The sequence below is a fragment of the Streptomyces sp. SP18CS02 genome (assembly GCF_036322365.1).
Lineage (GTDB): Bacteria > Actinomycetota > Actinomycetes > Streptomycetales > Streptomycetaceae > Streptomyces.
This window is the reverse complement of record NZ_JAQYXC010000306.1, coordinates 131,119-151,562: the sequence shown is the minus strand read 5'-3', so window position 1 is coordinate 151,562 and position 20,444 is coordinate 131,119. Positions and strand designations below refer to the sequence as shown.

Annotated in this window: 18 protein-coding genes; 11 read left to right on the top strand and 7 right to left on the bottom strand. The window is 71.6% G+C overall.

All coding sequences use genetic code 11. From position 1 onward, the window contains the following. Positions 1–95 precede the first annotated feature (95 nt). Positions 96–668, bottom strand: coding sequence for a cysteine hydrolase family protein (locus tag PUR26_RS34245; RefSeq protein WP_329878773.1), 573 nt, complete (start codon positions 666–668; stop codon positions 96–98). Between the two features lie 7 nt (positions 669–675). Beyond that, the gene (locus tag PUR26_RS34240; RefSeq protein ID WP_329878771.1) at positions 676–1,647 is read right to left on the bottom strand and encodes an LLM class F420-dependent oxidoreductase; all 972 of its coding nucleotides are present in this window, start codon (positions 1,645–1,647) and stop codon (positions 676–678) included. A gap of 299 nt (positions 1,648–1,946) precedes the next feature. Here PUR26_RS34240 and PUR26_RS34235 point away from each other — a divergent pair, with 299 nt between their 5' ends. From PUR26_RS34235 to PUR26_RS34210, 6 genes are all read left to right on the top strand, one after another. Continuing rightward, on the top strand, positions 1,947–2,708 hold the full coding sequence (locus PUR26_RS34235; RefSeq protein WP_329878769.1) for a polysaccharide deacetylase family protein: 762 nt from the start codon (positions 1,947–1,949) through the stop codon (positions 2,706–2,708). 494 nt (positions 2,709–3,202) lie between these two features. Beyond that, the gene (locus PUR26_RS34230; protein WP_329878767.1) at positions 3,203–3,874 is read left to right on the top strand and encodes a transcriptional regulator; all 672 of its coding nucleotides are present in this window, start codon (positions 3,203–3,205) and stop codon (positions 3,872–3,874) included. 223 nt (positions 3,875–4,097) lie between these two features. Next, positions 4,098–5,051 carry an aldo/keto reductase gene (locus PUR26_RS34225; RefSeq protein ID WP_329878855.1) on the top strand — a complete coding sequence of 318 codons (954 nt, stop codon included), beginning with the start codon at positions 4,098–4,100 and terminating at the stop codon, positions 5,049–5,051. A gap of 85 nt (positions 5,052–5,136) precedes the next feature. Continuing rightward, entirely contained in the window at positions 5,137–5,712 is a 576-nt protein-coding gene (locus PUR26_RS34220) for an AAA family ATPase (RefSeq protein ID WP_329878765.1), read from the top strand. A gap of 289 nt (positions 5,713–6,001) precedes the next feature. After that, positions 6,002–6,436: an SRPBCC family protein gene (locus PUR26_RS34215; RefSeq protein ID WP_329878763.1), complete on the top strand. Its 435-nt coding sequence runs from the start codon at positions 6,002–6,004 to the stop codon at positions 6,434–6,436. Then, positions 6,433–8,127, top strand: coding sequence for a phytoene desaturase family protein (locus tag PUR26_RS34210; RefSeq protein ID WP_329878761.1), 1,695 nt, complete (start codon positions 6,433–6,435; stop codon positions 8,125–8,127). Before PUR26_RS34215 ends, PUR26_RS34210 begins: the two co-directional genes overlap by 4 nt. Positions 8,128–8,233: 106 nt before the next feature. On the opposite strand, the gene PUR26_RS34205 is transcribed toward PUR26_RS34210, so the two are convergent. Next, the gene (locus PUR26_RS34205; protein ID WP_329878759.1) at positions 8,234–9,142 is read right to left on the bottom strand and encodes a hypothetical protein; all 909 of its coding nucleotides are present in this window, start codon (positions 9,140–9,142) and stop codon (positions 8,234–8,236) included. Between the two features lie 424 nt (positions 9,143–9,566). Beyond that, complete coding sequence (locus tag PUR26_RS34200) at positions 9,567–9,992, bottom strand: subtilase-type protease inhibitor (RefSeq protein ID WP_329878757.1); 426 nt, start codon at positions 9,990–9,992, stop codon at positions 9,567–9,569. A gap of 699 nt (positions 9,993–10,691) precedes the next feature. Between PUR26_RS34200 and PUR26_RS34195 the strand changes: the two genes are divergently transcribed. Next, a complete protein-coding gene (locus tag PUR26_RS34195) occupies positions 10,692–12,191 on the top strand; it encodes a SulP family inorganic anion transporter (RefSeq protein WP_329878755.1) in 1,500 nt (499 codons plus the stop codon). Between the two features lie 147 nt (positions 12,192–12,338). Here the strand turns inward: PUR26_RS34195 and PUR26_RS34190 are convergent, their stop codons facing one another. Next, positions 12,339–12,527, bottom strand: a complete 189-nt coding sequence (locus tag PUR26_RS34190; RefSeq protein WP_329878753.1) for a hypothetical protein — start codon at positions 12,525–12,527, stop codon at positions 12,339–12,341. A 213-nt stretch (positions 12,528–12,740) separates the two neighbouring features. Here PUR26_RS34190 and PUR26_RS34185 point away from each other — a divergent pair, with 213 nt between their 5' ends. The 4 genes from PUR26_RS34185 (at position 12,741) to PUR26_RS34170 (ending at position 18,536) form a co-directional block, all read left to right on the top strand. Next, a complete protein-coding gene (locus PUR26_RS34185) occupies positions 12,741–13,199 on the top strand; it encodes an SPW repeat protein (protein ID WP_329878751.1) in 459 nt (152 codons plus the stop codon). A 216-nt stretch (positions 13,200–13,415) separates the two neighbouring features. After that, positions 13,416–14,693 carry an MFS transporter gene (locus tag PUR26_RS34180; protein WP_329878749.1) on the top strand — a complete coding sequence of 426 codons (1,278 nt, stop codon included), beginning with the start codon at positions 13,416–13,418 and terminating at the stop codon, positions 14,691–14,693. Positions 14,694–15,682: 989 nt separating this feature from the next. After that, entirely contained in the window at positions 15,683–16,126 is a 444-nt protein-coding gene (locus PUR26_RS34175) for a hypothetical protein (protein ID WP_329878747.1), read from the top strand. Positions 16,127–16,358: 232 nt separating this feature from the next. Then, positions 16,359–18,536 (top strand): catalase, encoded by a 2,178-nt coding sequence (locus tag PUR26_RS34170; protein ID WP_329878745.1) that lies wholly within the window; start codon positions 16,359–16,361, stop codon positions 18,534–18,536. A 112-nt stretch (positions 18,537–18,648) separates the two neighbouring features. Here the strand turns inward: PUR26_RS34170 and PUR26_RS34165 are convergent, their stop codons facing one another. Both PUR26_RS34165 and PUR26_RS34160 read right to left on the bottom strand, forming a co-directional pair. Next, positions 18,649–19,197 carry a cupin domain-containing protein gene (locus PUR26_RS34165; RefSeq protein WP_329878742.1) on the bottom strand — a complete coding sequence of 183 codons (549 nt, stop codon included), beginning with the start codon at positions 19,195–19,197 and terminating at the stop codon, positions 18,649–18,651. Between the two features lie 20 nt (positions 19,198–19,217). After that, positions 19,218–20,441: a cytochrome P450 gene (locus PUR26_RS34160; RefSeq protein ID WP_329878740.1), complete on the bottom strand. Its 1,224-nt coding sequence runs from the start codon at positions 20,439–20,441 to the stop codon at positions 19,218–19,220. Between the last annotated feature and the right edge of the window lie 3 nt (positions 20,442–20,444).

Below are 20,444 nucleotides of genomic sequence, written 5' to 3'. Positions count from 1 at the left end.
CCGCGCCACCCTGTTCGCGTCCGCCCCGTCCGCCCCGTCCGCCCCGTCCGCTCCGGCGGGCGGGGCGCGGCGCCGACCAATGCGTCCGGGCCCGCCTATGTCCGTCCCGGCGGCCGGAGGCGTTCGAAGTCGATCTCCTTCGCCGGCACCGTCCTGGCGCGCATGTTGCGCCGCATCATCTCCAGGGCGGCCTCCGCCAGATCCTCGTGGATATGGGCCACCGCGTCGGTCGGTACCGTCACGTCGAGGTGCCGGATGTGCGCGTCCAGCGCCGAGTACAGCACACACTGCTCGGTGACCTGGCCGCACAGCACGACATGCCCCACACCGAGCTGCCCGAGCAGATAGGCGAGCGGCGTCTCGTAGAAGGCGGAGTGCCGGGCCTTCACCACGAACAACGAGGTGTCGTCGGGTGCGACCGGCTCGACCAACTCGGCGTGCGGCCCGGCCAGCGCCGTTTCCACGATCTCGCCGTGATGGGAACGCCACTCGCCGAAGTTGTCGTTCACGTAGATCACGGGTACCTCCCGCTCGCGCGCCCGGGCCAGCAGATCCACCAGCACGGGCAGCGCTTCACGGACGGATGGCAGAAGGGCGTCCGCGTCCTCGTGCTCATACGTGTTGATCATGTCGATCACGATGAGCGCGGTCCTGTCCGGCGTGCTCATGGGCGCGCTAGCCGAGTGCGTCCCGCAGGGCGGGAAGCAGCTTCTTGGCAGACCAGTCCAGATACTCGGGCTGGGAGTCGCCGCCGATCTGGACGAGGGCGATCTCGGTGAACCCGGCGTCCGCGTACGGTTTGACCGCCGCTACGAAGTCATCGAGGTTGTCGCCGCACGGGATGGCCTCGGCGACGTCCTCCGGCTTCACGAACTGGGTGGCGGCGTCGAACGCGTCGGGATGCGGCAGCTCCGCGTTCACCTTCCAGCCATTGCCGAACCAGCGGAACTGGTCGTGGGCCCGGCGCACAGCGGCGTCCTTGTCGGGGTCGTAGCACACGGGCAGCTGCCCCACCCTCGGCTTGCCGCGGCCGCCGTGCTTGTCGAAGGCGGTGAGCAGGTCGGCCTTGGGTTCCGTCGCGATGACGAGGTCGCCGAGGCGGCCCGCCAATGCGCAGGACCGTTCGCCGGAAACGGCGATGCCGATGGGCGGGGGCTCGTCGGGAAGGTCCCACAGCCGGGCCGACTCCACATCGAAGTGGGTTCCGCGGTGATTGACGTGGCCGCCGTCGAAGAGAGCGCGGATGATCTCCACGGCCTCCTCGAACATCTCGTGCCGGACGTCAACAGCGGGCCAGCCACCGCCCACGATGTGCTCGTTGAGGTTCTCGCCGGACCCCAGCCCCAGCCGGAACCGGCCCTCCGAGAGCAGCTGCAGGGTCGCCGCCTTCTGGGCGATGACGGCCGGGTGGTACCGGAACGTCGGACAGGTGACATACGTCATCAGCGGGATGCGCGAGGTCGCCTGGGCGGCGGCTCCGAGGACTGCCCAGGCGTAGGGGGAGTGGCCCTGGGAGCGAAGCCAGGGGAAGTAGTGGTCCGAGGTGACGGAGAAGTCGAATCCCGCCTCCTCCGCCTGGACGACATGGTCCACAAGGGCGCGCGGCCCCGCCTGCTCGGTCATCATCGTGTATCCGATTTGCACCATAAAGTGGCGGTTTCCCCTCTGTGGCGACAGGAAACCTCGTCGTGCCCGGAGCGGTGTTCGTGGCGCCGCCCCATGGTCGTCGGCTGCCCCCTTCGCGCCCTGTCGAAGCGACGGAATCACCTCCTTGAGGTGCGGGCGGCGTGGTGGCCGGGGGGTGCGTGGCCGGTGTCGACGGTCGCCCCGACCCCCGTATACATCCAATGTATACACCGTGTGTAGAGTCTCGGTCGTCCGTCGATCATGCCCCTGTCCGGCGTGGTCGGTGCGGAGGGTCCGTCACCACGAAAGAGAGATGCGCCATGCTGCTCGGCAAGAAGTCCGCGAAGCGCCGGAAGGCGGCCTCCTCCCTGCTGGCGGCGGCGTCGCTCGCCCTGGCACTGGGCGGCTGTTCGGTCACCACGGTGTCGCCCGGCAGTGTCAGGGACCAGGCCGAGGGCGAGGCCGGGGCGACCGACTGCCGCAAGTCCACCTGCATCGCCCTGACCTTCGACGCCGGGCCCGGCAAGGACACCCCACAACTCCTGGACACCCTGAAGAAGGAGAAGGTCCCGGCCACGTTCTTCCTGTTGGGCAGGAACCACGTGGAGCGCTATCCCGACGTCGTGCGGCGGATCTCCTCGGAGGGGCACGAGGTGGCCAACCACACCTGGACGCACCGGATACTGACCGACATCGAACGCGACGAGGTGCGCGAGGAGCTCTCCCGCACCCAGGACGCGATCGAGAAGCTCACCGGCCGCAGGCCCACGCTCATGCGCCCGCCCCAGGGCCGTACCGATGACACCGTCTCCGAGGTCAGCCGAGACCTCGGACTGGCGCAAGTGCTGTGGAGCGTCACCGCCAAGGACTACGCCACCACGGATTCCGCGCTCATCCGCCAGAGGACGCTCGACGGGGCCAGGAAGGACGGCATCATCCTGCTCCACGACATCTACGACGGGACCGTGCCGGCCGTTCCCGGCATCATCGCCGAGCTCAAGAAGCGGGGCTTCACGTTCGTGACCGTGTCGCAGCTGCTCGCTCCGGCCAAGGCGGAGCCGGGCGAGGTCTACCGGCCCTGAGGGGCGCCGGCCGCCGGGGCCGGGGCGGTGCGGCCGAAAGGCGGGGACGAGGATCGTGGGTGACGGGGAGCGGTGAGGCGGCTCACACCGCGAGGCGCGGGTCCGCGGGAACACCGGAGGCCTTCCCTCCGTTCTTAGCGGTGTGGTTGCGAAGGGGACAGTGTCCCCGAGCCTCACCCAGTGCCCATGGGGAAGATCGTTCGGCTGAAGCCCCGTGGAGCCTTTCGCCGAGAGGCGACCGCCCTTCGCGGCCACGACGAAACCGCCCCGGCTGGAATCCCCCGTCCAGTCGGGGCTTCGTCGTCGCCCTCCGCATCCGCCGCCCCCGTCGCATGCCCGCATGCCGTCCTTCCGGCACATGCCGTCCCTGACCACACCGATGTGTGACCCCTCGGCCGTGCGTCGGGCCCCGGGGGCTCCCGCCGTGCGACGCTGACTGCGCGCGAGGCGTGCCCGGCCACCCCGAGGAGCCCGCGGAGCGAAGGAGCCCGGCGATGTCGCACGAACAGGCGCGAGAACTTCTGGAGTCCACGGCCGAGGCCCTCACGTCCGGCCAGGACCCCAACCGGTTCGTTCCCTCCATCGCCGAGGGCACCGCGCACCGGTCCGCCATCGGCACCCTCGCCCTTGAGGAGAGCCGCATCCTGCCCGCCGACCGTCGTGCGTTCCTGCACCTCGTCGCCCGCTCGGCGGGCCGGCCCCGGTGCGGCGAGTTCTTCACGACCCTCGCGGAGGGTGAGACGCTCGCCATGGAACGCCTGGGCGCGCTGCTGACCGGGTGCGGACTTGACGAGGTGGCGGTCCAGGCGTACGAGCCGCTGGCCGGCTGTCAGGCGTACCCCGCGTATGTGGCGTGGCTCGCCCTCAACAGCGAGCCGGCCGAGGCGGTGGTCGCCCTCTACGCGAACTTCGGTGCCTGGGGCGCCTACTGTGCCCGCATCGCCGAGGCGCTGCGTGGCCGGTACGGCTTCAGCGACGAGGCGTGCGGGTTCTTCGACTTCTACGCCCTGCCGGCGCCCGCGCTGCGGGACCAGGCCGCCGCGGCCGTGCAGGAGGGCCTGGACGAGGGGCGGGTCACGGCAGCCGCACTCCGCTACGGACGACTGCTGCACGGCAGCGAGCTGACGTTCTGGAACAGCCTGCACACGGCGTCGGCGCGGCGCTGACACCTGGGCGGACCGGATCCACGAAGGCGGAGACCGCACCGCTCGGGCCTTGCGGCTGCTCAAGGCCGCGCGGGTTTCCGCAGACCTGCCCGTCATGGTTTGACCCGGACGGCGGCCGGTCCCACCATGGACCGGCGGCGCTGCCCCGGCGCCGTCGCCCCAGAGGCAGGAGACACCCTTGAAGCCGGCCCCGTACCTCGCCGACGACGACCGCTACACCGGCATGCAGTACCAGCGTTGCGGCCGCAGCGGCGTCCTCCTGCCCAAGGTCTCCCTCGGACTGTGGCACAACTTCGGTGACACCGCGCCGCTGGAGACCCAGCGTGCCGTTCTCCGCCGCGCCTTCGACCGCGGGATCACCCACTTCGACCTCGCCAACAACTACGGGCCGCCGTACGGCAGCGCCGAGGCCAACTTCGGCACCCTGTTCGCCCAGGACTTCCGCCCGTACCGGGACGAGCTGTTCATCGCCACCAAGGCGGGTTACGACATGTGGCCCGGCCCCTACGGCGAGTGGGGCTCGCGCAAGTACCTGCTGGCGAGCCTGGACCAGTCGCTGGGCCGCATGGGCCTCGACCACGTCGACGTCTTCTACTCGCACCGCCCGGACCCGGACACGCCCATCGAGGAGACGGCCGGCGCCCTCGACACGGCCGTGCGCCAGGGCAAGGCCCTGTACGCGGGACTCTCCAACTACAGCCCGGGCCAGATGGCGCGGGCGGCCGCCGTGCTCAAGGAGCTCGGCACCCCGCTGCTGATCAACCAGCACCCGTACAGCATGCTGGACCGGGGCATCGAGCGCAGTGGTCTGATCGCCGCCTCGGCCGAGGCGGGCGCCGGTGTCATCGCCTTCTCCCCGCTGGCCCAGGGGCAGCTGACGGACCGGTACCTCGACGGTGTCCCGGCCGACTCGCGGATGGCCGTCGGCCACTTCCTCAAGCGCGATGCCCTCACCGAGGAGAAGCTCTCCTTGCTGCACGCGCTGGACAAGTTCGCGCGGGAGCGGGGACAGACCCTCGCACAGCTGGCGTTGGCCTGGGTGTTGCGGGACCCCCGGGTCACCTCCGTACTGGTCGGCGCGAGCAGCGTGGCCCAGCTCGACCAGAATCTCGGCGTCCTGGACGCATCGCCCTTCGACGCGTCCGAACTGGCCGAGCTGGACCGACTGCTCGGATGAGGTTTGTCCGGGCGGGGGAGCCCGCCGAGTCGGCGGGGCGGAGCGTGCACGACACGGGGACGCGGCGGAGGAGGGGCCGGGCGGCATGGAACGGATGACGGTGGACCGCGAGCCCGCGGCCGGAGTGGTGCTGCTGAGCGGCATTCCCGGCAGTGGCAAGTCGACGGTGGCGGCCGCGCTTGCCGCCCGGCTGCCGGCCGCGGCGCACATCGAGGTGGACGGCCTCCAGGACCTCATCGTCAGCGGTGGGCGTCTGCCGACGCTCGCACACGACGCCGAAGCCGACCGGCAGATCTTCCTGCGGGCGCGCAACGCCTGCCTGCTGGCCGACAGCTTTGTGAGCGCGGGCTTCCTCCCGGTGATCGACGACGTCGTCGTGCGCCGTTCCCATCTGGCCTTCTACCGCGAAACGCTGGGCAGCAAGCCGCTGCACGTCGTGTTCCTCGCTCCCGGACCGCGGGTGGCGTGGCAGCGCAACCTCGCCCGGGCCAAGACGCTGACCACCGACTGGGCACCGCTGGACGAGGCGATGCGCACCGAGCTCGCCGGGGACGGGGTGTGGATCGACAACGCGCAGCGGACCGTGGCCGGGACGGTGGACGCGATCCTGGGCGGGACCGGTCTGCCCGCCGGCCCTGCCATGCCCACGACGAGAGCCTGACAGGGCGGACGCGGCACCACCGCTTCGTCCGGCCCCGTCGGTGCCGGACGGCTCCTCGGCCCCTCGGCCCCTCGGCCCCGTCGGCACCGTCGGTGCCGTCCGGCCGCAGGGGCCCGGGGCAACGGTGCCGGGGCGGCCCGGTCCGGGACACCCGGAACAGCGGGAACGACCTCCCGGCCGATGCCCGCACGGACGCCACCCGGACCTTCCCGGCCATGGTCACGTTCGTGCCGGGACGATCCGGGTACCCGCCCGTCGTTCCCGCTCCGTCGGCGTTCCGGAGGAAGACATGGCCGTGCGGCACCATCTGATCAAGAGGCGCCCCGAAGCGGTATGGGCCGTTCTGGGGGACGGATCGCGCTACAGCGACTGGGTGGTGGGTACCTCCTCCTCCCGGAGCAAGGACACCCACTGGCCCCAGGTGGGCTCCGCCATCGAGTACACCGTGAACCTGGGCCCCTACACGGCCACGGGCGAAACTGTCGTACGCGTTCACGAGCCGCCCCGGATACTGGAACTGGAGGCCAAGAGCTCCCTCGGCACGGCGAGGATCGCCATCGACGTCCGCCCCTGGGGCGAGGAGACGCTCGTCATCGTGGACGAGCACCCCCTGCGCGGCCCCGGCGGGGCGCTGCACAACGCGGCCTTCGAAGCGCTCCTGCAACTGCGCCACCGCGCCATGCTGGCGCGCCTCGCCGCCGTGGTCGAGGAGAGCGCACCATGACGGCCGGAGCCCGGCGGCCCCGCGGGACGGCCGGTGCCCGCAACCGTTCGCTGACGCCCGACACGACGCCGGACGCCGTGGTGATCGGCGCCGGCCCCAACGGGCTCGTCGCGGCCAACCTCCTCGCCGACGCCGGCTGGAGCGTCGAGGTCCTGGAGGCGCAGGACGAGCCCGGCGGGGCCGTCCGCAGCGACCGCGAGGTCCATCCGGACTACGTGAGCGACATGTTCAGCTCCTTCTACCCGCTGGCGGCCGCGTCGCCCGTCCTGGCGGGCCTCGACCTCCACGAGGAGGGCCTGCGCTGGAGCCACGCGCCGCTGGTGCTTGCACACCCCCTGTCCGACGGCCGGTGTGCCGTGCTGGACCGCGACCGGGCGGCGACAGCGGCCGGCCTGGAACGCTTCGCGCCCGGTGACGGCCTCGCCTGGGAGAACCTCTGCGACACCTGGGACCGGATCGGCCCGGACGTGATCAAGGCGTTGTTCACCCCCTTCCCGCCGGTGCGCTCCTCGGCCCGGCTGCTGGCGCGGCTGCGGACCGCCGAGGGACTGCGTCTGGCCCGCACCTTGCTCCTGCCGGTCCGGCGCATGGGGGAGGAGGAGTTCCGGGGAGAGGGAGGCAGGCTGCTCCTCGCGGGCAACGCCCTGCACGCGGACCTCGCCCCCGAATCGGCCGGCAGTGGGGGCTTCGGCTGGCTCATGGCCATGCTCGGCCAGACGTACGGATTCCCCGTACCGGCCGGCGGCGCCGGGGCGCTCACGGCCGCTCTCGTACGACGCCTGGAGCGGCGCGGCGGGATCGTGCGCTGCGGCGAGCGGGTCGTCGAGATCACCGTCCGCTCCGGGCGTGCCGCGGCGGTCCGTACGGCCGGTGGCGAGACCGTCGCCGTCCACCGGGCGGTGCTCGCCGACGTGGCCGCGCCCGCCCTCTACGGCGAACTCGTCGCCCCCGAACACCTGCCCTCGCGCCTCCTGGACGACCTGCGCCGCTTCCAGTGGGACTGGGCCACGTTCAAGGTCGACTGGGCCCTCTCGGGGCCGATCCCCTGGTCGGCCGGCGAGGCCGCCACGGCGGGCACGGTGCACGTGGCCGACGGGATCGACGAGCTCACCCGGTTCGCCGCCCAGATCGCCACCGGACATGTCCCCGACCGCCCGTTCCTCCTCGTCGGGCAGATGACCACCGCGGACAGGTCGCGCTCCCCGTCGGGCACCGAGTCCGTCTGGGCCTACACCCACGTCCCGCACCGCGTCCGGGCCGACGCCGGCGACGACGCCCTCACGGGCGCGTGGACCACGCGTGAGCAGGAGGCGATGGCCGACCGGATGGAGGCCGGGATCGAGCGATTCGCCCCCGGGTTCCGCGACCGCGTCCGGGCGCGCCGCATCCTCGCCCCGCCCACGATGGAGCGGTTGGACGCCAACCTCCGTGACGGTGCCATCAACACCGGTACGACCGCGCTCCACCAGCAACTCGTCTTCCGGCCCGTCCCCGGCACCGGCCGCCCCGAGACCCCGGTGGAGGGGCTCTATCTGGCGTCGGCGGCGGCCCACCCGGGAGGCGGTGTGCACGGCGCTCCCGGTGCCAACGCCGCCCGCGCCGCCCTGCACGCCACCCGGCCCGTCCGCCGCACCCTCGTCCGTGCCCAGCACGCCCTGGCCGCTCGCGGGCGCCGACGACAGGACCGTTAGGCACCGGCCGATGATCAGGCCGCATCCGGGCCGGGTGGTGGGACCTGCCACCGATGCGGCAGTAAGGGCCTTCGGCCGCGGTCCGGCCGGCGCCGGGTGCCAGGGCTCACGGCCCCTCACCGGTCAGCCGCTCCCGGAGTTCGCCGGCCTCCCGGGCCCGGGAGCGGGCGGTCCGTGCGGTGTGCCCGGCCTCGTCGGCCCGCTCCCGGGCGGTCCGGGCATCGGCCTCTGCCGCACGCCGCCGTTCCTCGGCCTCCGCAAGGTGCTCGGCCAGCGCGGCGGCCCGCCGCTCCGCGTCCGCCAGCTCCCCGGCCAGCCCCGTCGTCCGCCGCTCGATCTCCCGCAGTGCCGCCCCCGCGTGCTCACGCTCGGCCTCGGCCCGCTCGTGCTCCCGCTCTCGGAGGCGCGCCTCCCGTTCGGCCCGCGAGGCGTCCTGCCGGGCCCGCTCCTGTTCCCGTCGGCGCTCCGGGTCACCGGGGGAGGCACCCTTCCGTCCGCTCGTGGACGGACGCCGCGGTGGCGGGGGACTGTCCGCGGCGGGTGCGACGAAGCCGACTGGGGCACTGAGGGACTTCGCCAGATGGCCCTCCGACCACTTCTCGGCCGCGCCGGGATCGGCGAGGACCGCTTGGAGTGTGCCTTCGACCTCGCGCTGGACGTCCTCGCCGACCGGCTGCCCGGCCTCCGCGGCCAGTCGACGTGCCTGCCGCGCGAGGGCGGTGACCACGGCGTTCCGGCGGTGACCGAGCTCCCGCAGCTGCTCACCATCGAGCGTGCGATGGGCCTCGCGCAGGGCCTGGCCCAGCTCGACCAGCGACCGGACCTCCTCGGGCCGCGCCCGTACGAGCAGATTGCTCACCCATGCCGCCAGGGTCGGCCGGCGCAGTCCGCGGACGGCGTCGGCCAACGCACCGTCCCCGGCCGTGCGGGCCTCGGCGACGCGCCTGTTCCGGGCTGCGGTGAAGGCGTCGGGCCGCAGCCCGTACAGCTCGTCCGCGACGGTGTGCAGATCCACGGCTCTCCCGGGGTCAGCGGCCCACCGGGGCAGAGGGCGCGCGGGTCATGCCGTCCGGCGCACCGGTCCGGTGGTTTTCGGTCATGGTCGGAATTCTTCCAGCGGACGGCGCCGCACGGGCTGCCGGAATCCATCCGGCGGGTGGTGCGGTGACGGATCCCCGTGCGGCCTGGGCGCACCCGGAGGGCGGCCGTAAGGCGGCCCTTCCCGGCCGCGGGGCGGCCGGAAGACGGCCGCGAGGCGGCCGGGCGGGTGGGCCGCGACGTGCACCCGGGCCGGTGTCGCGGCTCGTATACGATCCGCCCGCTCCGGGCGGATCACACGAGGACGGCCCGTACGGCGCCGAAGCGGGCCGTACGGGCCGTTCTGTTGCGGGTGTTACGTGGTGTTGCGGGAGGGAGCGGGGGAGGTGGGCATCGAGGGGTCAGAAGGAGTAGACGTTCGCGTTCTCGGACTGCATCACGCAGGAATTCGAGAACGTCCGCTCGAAGTCGACGCGCCGCCCTTCCCAGATGCCCTGCGCCGTGACGACCACCGGGTCGTAGATCTTGACACAACTACGCTGGTTGTCACCGCTCAGAGCGTCGAACCGGCCCTGCACCGCACGTAATTCGGAACACGCCCGCTGCGCGGAGGGATGAGTGCCGCCGGGGGTCGGCGTGCACGTGAGCGTCACCGCTCGCATGGGTGACGCGGTTGCGGCGTCTTCGCCCTGTGCCACGGTCAGCACGAGCGCTGTCGGCGCGTAGAGCCTCGGTTCGGGCGTGGCCGCCTCGGCCGCCGCCAGGGGGCTCAGGGCCGCTGCTGCGGCCAGACCGCATACGACGGCGCGCCTTGCCAGTGTCCGCATCGGAGGAATCCTTTCTCGGTTCGGGTTTCGTTGCGGGGAACACACTGCCTCGCCAAGTCTGTTGACGCACATTCAGGGTCGCTTTTCAGTTTTGTATGTTATTCAAGCAGTGACGCGAAACGGTGTTCGATGGATCACGTTCGCGACGGCCGGGACCCGCCCACCAGCCCTCGGCGGTCCACCCGGAGATGGTTCAAAGGTCCACTATGCGTGGAACAGGGCGGGGTGGCCGCGGTCAACACGTCCGAAACGTGGCGGTAACACGGGCGACGGCACCCCTGTCGCCCACCGTGTGGCGGGAGTTGTGCGGGCTCCTGTCTGGTATTCGATCTTTCATCAAAAGGTAATGTTCCGGTAAAGTCTCTGAAGCCGCCGTGGCGGATCGTCGTCACGAGCCGTACTTCAGTGCGAAGCGCCTGTCACCACCGCAATTACCCAGCCCGTCACTGACCCGACCACACCGCGCCCCGGCCACCGGCCATGACGCAGGAGGCACGCCGTCATGAAATCGCTGTTCCTGTCCGCTCGTTGTCCCAGTCGTTCCCGTTGTTCTCGTCGTGCTCCGCTCCCCCCACCGTCAGCAGGAGGACGCCCGGCGAGCGCGAAGCGCAGACCGCTGTGAGCCGGTCGTCGTACGCCGGACCTCGAGCCCCGCACCACTCGTCCGCCGCGCGCGGACCGCACCGCTAGGACCCCCCCATGTCTTCCCTCTTCAAGGCACCCCCGACTCCCAAGGACCCCGGCGTGCTGCGTCGTGACCTCCTCGCGTCGCTGGTCGTCTTCCTCGTCGCCCTGCCGCTCTGTGTGGGCGTGGCGGTCGCCTCCGGCGTACCCGCCGAACTCGGCCTGATCACCGGAATCGTCGGCGGTTTGCTCGTGGGCGCGCTACCGGGCAGTGCCTTGCAGGTCAGCGGCCCCGCGGCAGGTCTGACCGTCCTCGTGTACGAAGCGGTGCAGCAGTTCGGCCTCGGTGCGCTGGGCGCGATAGTCCTCGTGTCCGGACTCATGCAACTCGCCCTCGGAGCCATGGGGTTCGGACGCTGGTTCCGTGCCATATCGGTCGCCGTGGTCCAGGGCATGCTCGCCGGTATCGGTCTGGTCCTCGTACTGGGGCAGGTGTACGCGATGGCGGACACCGCCCAACCCTCCGGCGGTCTCGGCAAGATAGCCGGCCTGCCGGGTCTGGTGGCCTCGATCGTCTCCGGCGGAACGGCGCTCACCGCCTTCCTCGTCGGTGCCGGGACGGTGGCCGTCCTCGTGCTGTGGCCGAAGCTCCCCGCCCGTGCCCGTCTGCTCCCGGCCCCGTTGGCGGCCGTCGCCCTGGCCACCGCCGCCGTCTGGCTGCTCGGCCTGTCCGTCGCCAAGGTCGAGGTCCAGGGACTGCTGGACGCGATCCAGCCCCCGGGCGCCGGCGACTTCGCGGATCTGGCCGGCCTCACCGTGATCGGTACCGTTCTCGCCTTCACGCTGATCGCCTCCGCCGAGAGCCTGTTCAGCGCGGCGGCGGTGGACCGCATGCACAACGGTCCGCGCACCGACTACAACAAGGAGTTGATGGCCCAGGGTGTGGGCAACACGGTGTGCGGCGCGCTCGGCGCCCTGCCGATGACCGCGGTCATCGTGCGCAGCGCCGCCAACGTCCAGGCCGGTGCGCGTACGCGGCTCTCGCGTGTCGCGCACGGTCTGTGGCTGCTGCTGTTCGCCGCCCTGCTGCCCGCCGCGATCGGTGTCATCCCGCTCGCCGCGCTGGCCGGTGTCCTGGTGCACGCGGGCTGCAAGCTCGTCCCCGTCAAGGAACTGGCCCCGCTGTGGCGTGACCACCGGGGCGAGGCGGTGATCCTCGCCGTCACCACCATCGCCGTCGTCGTCACCAACCTCTTCGAGGGTGTGGTGCTGGGACTGCTTCTCGCCGTCTGCAAGACCGCCTGGGAGACCTCGCACCTCCATGTCGAGGTGCGGGAGCTGACCGGTGGCCGGATGATCGCGGTCATCACGGGCAACGCGACGTTCCTGAGGCTGCCGCGGATCATGGAGGAGCTGGAGGCCCTGCCCAAGGACCGGCCCATAGAGCTGGATCTGTCGCAACTGCGCCACCTCGACCATGCCTGCCGTACCGCGCTGGAGAGTTGGGCGCTGCGGCACAACGACGCCGGCATCGAACCGGTCCGGCTGCTGCCCCCGGTGAAGGTCGCCGACTGACGGGAGCTCCGGCCCCCGGAGCGGGGCGCGCCCGCCCTGGGCGGTCCGCCAAGGACCGTCCAGGGCGCGGCCCGTCCGCCACGGCCCGTCCGCCACGGCCCGGCCGTGCTGTGGCCGGTCCGTGACGGACGGCCCGTCGCGTGACGCTCAGTGCGTCGCCGACCGCTCCTGTTCCGTGCCGAGCGCGAAGTCGACGACGGACCACGGTGTCAGGGCGTCCTTCTTCACCAGCCCGACCGCCTGGCTCCTCTCGGGCTCTGCGGCCTGTGCGGTCGTGGCGCCGGCGGTGAGCAGGGCGCCGGCTGCTGCGGCCAGGGCGACGGTACGGAGATTCATGGTTCCCCTCTCGGCTCGTTGTGCGTGCCGTCGATCAACGAGCGGAGGTGCCGATGGTGTCGGGGAGTGCGCCGCACGGAGGCGAGGGTCCCTGCCAGGGGATTGTCGTCAGTATGACGACAGAAGGAAAGTTGCGTATTGACCGAAATGCAGTTCGAGGAGTTATATGGGGTTAAAGGGCGCATAAAGCCTTCCATAGGAGGAAAGCCCGCAATGACCACACACCCGAGCATTGAGCAGCACCCTGATCTTGCCGAGATGCGTTCCCGGTTCGAACGGGCGACCAGTACCCCACGTGGTCAGGCGATCGAGACCATGGCCCTGCTGACGGGTCTGTACCTGGCCGCCTCACCGTGGATAGCCGGTTTCAACGGCTTCACCACTCTCGCCGTGTGCAACCTGATCACCGGCGTCGCCTACGCCCTGTGCCTGGGAGGGTTCGGCTCCGCGTATGAGCGGACCCACGCCATGGCATGGTGCGCCATCGTCATCGGAGCATGGACGATCATCTCTCCGTGGGTAGTGGCCGGCGACGTCGCCACGACCCGGAGTGTGGTCAACAACATCATCGTCGGCGTTGTGGCTCTGCTGCTCGGCCTGGCCATGGCCGCGACCAGTGACGGCCGCACCACCCGGACCCGGAGGAGCCCGAACGCGGATGCCATGCGCTGACGCGCCCAACGAGTAGGGCCCCGGCCGCGCCAGGCCGGGGCCTTGCCGAAGCCCCGGCCGTTCCCGCCGAGTTCGGCGTACGCGCCGGGTCTGCTCCTCCCGGTCCTGCCCCGTCCGGAGCGCGCCCTGCCGGGCGCGCCGCCCCGTCCGGCGAGTCCACAAAGCCGTCACACCCCACAGGTGTGCCGGGCGGCCGGCGCGGGGATGGCCGTGATCATGACACAGACAACCGCCCCGGCCCGGCGTCCCGCACGCCAACTCCTCGCGGCGTCGGTGGGCAACGCCGTCGAGTGGTACGACTGGTACACGTACACCTTCCTCGCCACCTACATCGCCGCCCAGATCTTTCCCCGCGGCGCCGACAACTCCCTCGTCCCCCTGCTCTCCACCTTCGCGGTCTTCGCCGTGGGCTTCTTCATGCGGCCCGTCGGCGGACTGCTGATGGGCGCGGTGGCGGACCGCCATGGCCGCCGCGCCGCACTCACCGTGACCATCCTCCTGATGGGCGGCAGCAGCCTGCTGGTCGGCCTCACCCCCACGTACGCGCTCGCGGGTGTCTTCGCCCCGGTGATCCTCGTCGTCGCCAGGCTCCTCCAAGGCCTTTCGGTGGGAGGGGAGTTCGCCGCCTCCACCACCTTCCTGGTCGAGTCGGCGGGCCCCGGGCGGCGAGGTCTGTTCTCCAGCTTCCAGTACGTCTCCACCACCATCGGCCAGCTCGCGGCCTCCGGAATCGCCGCCGCCCTCGTCGCCGGGTTCACGGACGCACAGATGGAGGGCTGGGGCTGGCGCGTGCCCTTCCTCCTCGGCGCGGTGCTCAGCCTCGTCGGATTCTGGATCCGGCGCGGCGCTCAGGAGACCCTGGCCCTCGACGGAGAACGGGCCGTGACGAGCCGCCCCGGCCTCTTCGAAGCCCTGCGCCGCCACCCCCGTGAGTCCCTGCTGATCGGAGGCATCACGGTCGGCGGCACCATCGCCTACTACACGTGGACCTCCTACCTCCCGACCTACGCAGAACTCAACGCCGGCGTCGACAAGGCCGACGCACTGCTCGCGGGCACTGTCTCCCTCACCTTCTTCGCCCTGCTCCAGCCGCTGGGCGGGCTCCTGTCCGACCGCTACGGCCGCAAGCCGCTGCTGCTGTTCTTCGGTATCGGGTTCGCCCTGCTGAGCGTGGTGCTGCTGCGTTCCATCAGCGGCTTCGGTTCCCTGCTGCTCGTCCAGTGCGCGGGCATGGTGCTGCTCACCGGGTTCACCTCGATATCCGCCGCCGTCAACGCGGAGATCTTCCCCGCGCGGGTCCGCGCGGCGGGCATCGGGTTCCCGTACTCCCTGACGGTGGCCCTCTTCGGCGGCACGGCGCCGTATGTGGGAACCCTGTTCAAGGAGCTCGGCCGACCGGAGCTGTTCCCCTGGTACGTCTCCGCCCTCTGCCTGGTGTCGGCGGCCGTCTACCTGCGGCTGCCGGAAAGCGCGCACAAGGAGCTGGAACGCTGAACCCGGCACCGGCACCGGCACCGGCACCGGCCACGGGTCGCGGGTGGAGCCCGTGGCCTCCCGGCGACGACGGACGGAGCGTCCCACCGCCGACGGCGGACCGCGGAGACGTCCGGTCGCCCGGACGCCGACCGGCGCGCGACTTCGGCACGGCGCGCACTGTGCCGCGTTCACGCCCGCGACGCCACGACCCGCGCGCTCCCGCGTTCAGGTGGAAGAAGCGTTACGCCTTTCACTCACCGGTGTGATGGGCCGGTGCCGCAGCCGTGGCTCGGGCCGGCCCGGGCAGGAACGAGCCGGGGGACAGAGCCCGTTGCCGGCCCCGGAGGCTTCGCGGGCGGACGGGTATCGACTGCTTCGGAGGTGCTGCGTGCTACCCACCACGACCGGTGGCCCGAGAGGAACCCTGCACGGATGCGCAGGTCACGACCCGGGCGCCGGCGGGGCGACGCGCCCCCGGTCCGGCGCGCGCGTGACCGCCCCTGCCGGTTCGGGCGCGGTACGGGAACGGGCCCGGCCTCATAGGGCCCGTGGCCGGCGACGTCTGCGCATCGCTCGCCCGCGGCCCGCCGCCGGCCCGGGAGCGCGCGCCGCGGCAGGGACGCCGGCGGAAGGGCGGCCGGGCCCCTCGTCCCGTACGGGCCGCGCCCGTACCGCCCCCTTCCCCGTCGCCCGTACGCATCCGCCCGCCCGACACCTCCGCATCCGCACATCAGGAGCACCGACGACATGAGCGCCACCGAGACCGTCAGCGCCTGCCCGCACCATCCGCCGACCTCCCGCGGCGCCGCCGCGCGTGCGTGCTTGGGCCACGGGCGCCACCTGCGGCCCCCGGCCGCCCCGCACCGAATCCGTCCCCGGGCCGCACCGCGAAGGCGGCCGTCCCGCATGGCGCGGGCGATCCCACGGTTCGACCGGAGCGCCGCGCGAACGCCCTTGGAGGTGCTCGTCCGTTGGTAGCCGGAGGTGTGAACGGAGCGAGGAACCCGATGAGCACGACCACGACCACCATGGACGCCGGCCCCCACAGCGGCACCGCGAACGGCACCGGCGCAGGCGGGGTCACCGGATCCGGCCCGGGTTCCGGTTCCTCGGTGCCCTGTCCGGTCGGCGAGCCGGGGACCGGCCGCGACTCCCGCGGTGTGGCGGCGCGTGCCCGGATCGAGCGGGAACTCCTGGAGGCCCGTCAGCGGTACACCGTCGGCCGCCTCATCATGACCGCCTACGACTCCCCGGAGTGGGAGATCTGGTGGGGAGCCCTGGAACCCGACGAGCAGATGCAGGCCGCGAAGGCCTTCGCCATCCTCGTCAAACGCGCGGCACTCGACAAGGAGGGAGCGGACGGCGAAGCCGCCGAGGAGTACGTCAGGGCGATCCTCGGCGAGTGGATCGCGGCGATGATCCCCGCCTCCCTCTACACCGAGGATCCCTGACCGCGGACGGCGGAGACGGCCGCCGGGTCGGGGTGGGCGACCGTCCCGGCGGCCCGCGCCATCCTCCTGCTTCCGGCGCGGGCATCCGGGTATGCGCGCGCAGTGACCACTCACGGACCGCGGGGCCACCCGCCCGGGTGTGTGCCGATGGACGGATGTCCCGGGCGTGCCCGTTTCCCTCCGGTCCGCGGCGGTCATGGCTGTGAAGTTGGCGTCTCGTGCAGGAGGAAGAATGGCGAACCCCAAGAAGACCGCCCACGGGGCCGAGAGCCCGGCAGGAGAGATCCCCGGTAAGCCGTCCCCGGAGCCGGCGTCGCTCGACGAACCGACCGAGCCGCGCGGACCGCTGCCCCCCAAGTCCGACCAGAGCGGCCCGGACACGCTCAGCCCCACCGGTCAGCCCACGGGCGTCGAACCGTCCCGGCTGGCGCAGGGCGGCGAATACCTGACCACGGCCCAGGGCGCCCGGCTGTACGACACGGACCACTCCCTGAAGGCCGGGGCGCGCGGACCGGTGCTGCTCCAGGACCACCATCTGCGTGAGAAGATCACCCACTTCGATCACGAGCGCATCCCGGAGCGTGTGGTGCACGCGCGGGGTGCCGCCGCCCACGGCGTCTTCGAGGGGTACGGGACGGCGAGCGGGGTCACCAAGGCCGCGTTCCTCCGCAAGGGCGTCCAGACCCCGGTCTTCGTACGCTTCTCCACCGTCCTCGGCTCCCGGGGATCGGCGGACACGGTCCGCGACACCCGTGGCTTCGCCACCAAGTTCTACACCGACGAAGGCACCTTCGACCTGGTCGGCAACAACATCCCGGTGTTCTTCATCCAGGACGCGATCAAGTTCCCCGACATCATCCACGCGGGCAAGCCGCATCCCGACCGGGAGATCCCCCAGGCGCAGAGCGCCCACGACACCTTCTGGGACTTCGTCACGCTCCACACCGAAGCCACCCACCACACGCTGTGGAACATGTCCGACCGCGGTATCCCGCGCTCGTACCGCATGATGGAGGGCTTCGGGGTCCACACCTTCCGGCTGGTCAACGCGGACGGCGGGACCACCCTGGTCAAGTTCCACTGGAAGCCGAAGCTGGGCGTGCACAGCCTCGTCTGGGAGGAGGCCCAGCTGATCAACGGAATGGACCCGGACTTCCACCGCCGGGACCTCGCCGACGCCATCGAGGCGGGCGCCTATCCGCAGTGGGAACTGGGCGTCCAGACCTTCCCCGACACCCCGGACCAGACGTTCCAGGGCATCGACCTGCTGGATCCGACGAACATCGTCCCCGAGGAGCAGGCCCCCGTTCAGCCGATCGGGCTGATGACCCTCAACGCCAACCCGTCGAACTATTTCGCCGAGACCGAACAGGTCGCCTTCCATCCCGGGCACCTCGTGCCGGGCATCGACATCACCGACGACCCGCTGCTGAGCGGCCGGCTGTTCTCGTACCTCGACACCCAGATCAGCCGGCTGGGCGGACCGAACTTCGCCCAGATCCCCATCAACCGCACCCACGCCCCGGTCAACGACATGCTGCGGGACGGTATGCACCAGACAGCCGTGCACACCGGGGTGGCCCCCTACCACCCCAACTCTCTCGACGGCGGCTGTCCGTTCCTCGCGGGTGCGGACACCGGGGCGTACATCGAGGTTCCGGTGGAGGTTCCGGCCGCGCGGAAGGTCCGTGAGGCACCGGCCTCCGTCGCGGACCACTTCAGCCAGCCCCGCCGGTTCTGGCTCAGCATGACGCCGACCGAGCGCGAGCACATCGTCGCCGCCTACACCTTCGAACTGGGCAAGTGCTACGAGCAGGCCATCAAGGAACGCGGCCTCAAGGTGCTGGCCAACATCGACCCCGAACTGTGCCGGCGGGTGGCCGCGGGCCTCGGGCTGCCCGCCCCCGAGCCCACGGAGCCGCAGACACCGGTCGAGCCCAGCCCGGCGCTGTCGCAGCTGGGTGACACCTGGCCGCTGGACGGCAGGATCATCGGCATCGTCGCCGAGGAGGACAGCGACCTGGCCGGCGTCCGCGAGGTGCGCCAGGCGGTGCTCGACGCGGGCATGGTCCCCCTGGTGATCGCCCCGACCGGGGGCAAGCTGGACGCGGACGGCGAGCCGATCACCGTGCAGCGCACCTACGCCACCGCACGGTCGGTCGAGTACGACGCCGTCCTGCTGGCCGGCGCGTCGACCGACCCGCGGGTGCTGCTGATGGTCACCGAGGCCTACCGCCACGCCAAGGCCATCGGCGCCTGGGCGGGCGCGCCGAGCGTCCTGGAGGCCGCCGGGGTCGAGCCCTCGGCCCCCGGCGTGGTGACCGGGGACGACGCGGGCGGTGTGCTGGAGCAGATCACCAGGCTCCTCGGCGGGCACCGCGTCTGGGAACGCTTCTCCGCCGAGGGCTGACGAGCCCGCGGACGCAAGCGCCGGGGGCGGCCCTCGCAGGAGGGCCGCCCCCGGATCCGGCCGGCCTCGCGGCGAATCCCTTCGGACCCGCGGTCCGCCTACGGATCCGTGCTCACGGATCCGTCCGGGCATCGTGCCGCAAGGGGGTGAGCTGCTCGATGTCGTAGCGGGCCCGCAGTGCCGCGATCGCCGCGTGATCGGGAGAACCCCCGGCGTCGAGGATCCCCAGGAGCTCCTCGAAGTACCGCTCGTGGTCCGGGGGAGGCGATGCCTGGAAGAACATCTTCGCCGGGGTGTCCGTGCGGTTGGCGAACGCGTGGGGGCAGCCCGGCGGCACGACGATGACCGTGCCGGGAGTCGCCCGTACGCTCCGCCGCCCCGCCGGGGACTCCCAGTGCCGCCAGTCGTCGGCCGAGCGCACCCGGGGCTCGAAGGCCAGCACGTCGAGCTCGCCTTCGAGAACGTAGAAGAGCTCCTCGCTGCGGGTGTGCACGTGCGCCCCCACATCGAAACCCGGGGGCACCACGACCTCGAAACTGGACGCCGCGCGGGAGTGCTCCCCCGTGACCTTGAAGGTGACCTCCTGGGCGGGCGTCCGCAGGGTGCGGCCGTGCCCGGTGGGAACGAGCAGACCGTCGGGGACTTTCTCGAACAGGGACACGGGTGTCCCGCCATGCGCCGTCACCAGGCCACCGGCAACGACTCGGGCCCTCGGATGAGCGCGCCGGCGCGGAAGCGGAGCTGTTCCACCGGCACGGCGAACCGCAGGTTCGGGAAGCGGTCCAGCAGCGTGGAGACGATCAGTTCCGACTCCAGCCGGGCGAGCATCCCGCCCACGCAGTAGTGCGGACCGTAGCCGAACGCCACATGGGGGTTGGGGTTCCGGTCGAGACGGATCTCCTCCGGCTGCGGGAAGACGTCCGGGTCCCGGTTGGCGGCCAGGTACGAGACGTAGACGGCCTCGCCCGCCTTGATGTCATGGCCCGCGATGGTCATGTCCTCCATCGCGATCCGGGACAGCCCGACGGCACTGCGGTGCGGGATGTAGCGCAGCAACTCGTCGATGGCGGACGGCCGCAGCTCCGGCTCGCTGCGCAGCCGGGCGAAGTGCTCCGGATGGGTGAGCAGGATGTAGATCATGTTGCCGCTGTTGTTGGTGACCGCCTCACCGCCGATCTGGATGAGCAGCGAGAGACCGACCGCCTCGGACTCGGTGACCGTGCCCTCCGCCACCGCGGTGGAGAGCAGGCCGATCACATCCTCACCGCTCGTTCCCCGCCGACGCTCCAGCAGTTCGGCGAAGTACGCGCACATCTCGTTCTTCGCCTGGTTGCTGCGCTCCGCCCCCTGGGACGAGGAGAGGATGAGCGAGGTCCATTCGTGCATCCGCGGCCGGTCGGGGACGGGAACCCCCATCAGCTCGCAGACGACCGCCAGCGGGAACGGGGCCAGGATCCGCTCGGTGAGGTCGACGGGCGGACCGTCCCGCAGGACCCCGTCGACCAGTTCGTCGAGCATCGCCTGCGCCCGTTCGCGCAGCCGCTCGACACCCCGGGAGGTGAAGGCGGCCGCCACGGCCCGCCGCAGCCGGGTGTGGTCCGGCGGGTCCTCGAACCCGACCGCCCCGTCCACCGGGATGAAGTGCGGGGCCAGGCGGGTGACGTCGTTCTGCACCACCGCCTTCCGGGAGAAGCGCGGATCGTTCGTCACCATCCGCACGTCGTCGTACCGCGACACCAGCCACGCCCAGCCGTCGCCGTTGGGGAGCCTGATACGGGTGACGGGGCCCTCTTCCATGAGCTCCGCCAGCACCGGATCGAAGTCCACACCGAACAGGTCCTGGGCAGGCCAGAAGCGGATCGGTGGGCGAAGGCCGACCGTGGCCGTCGTCGTCTCGTTCTGCATGTC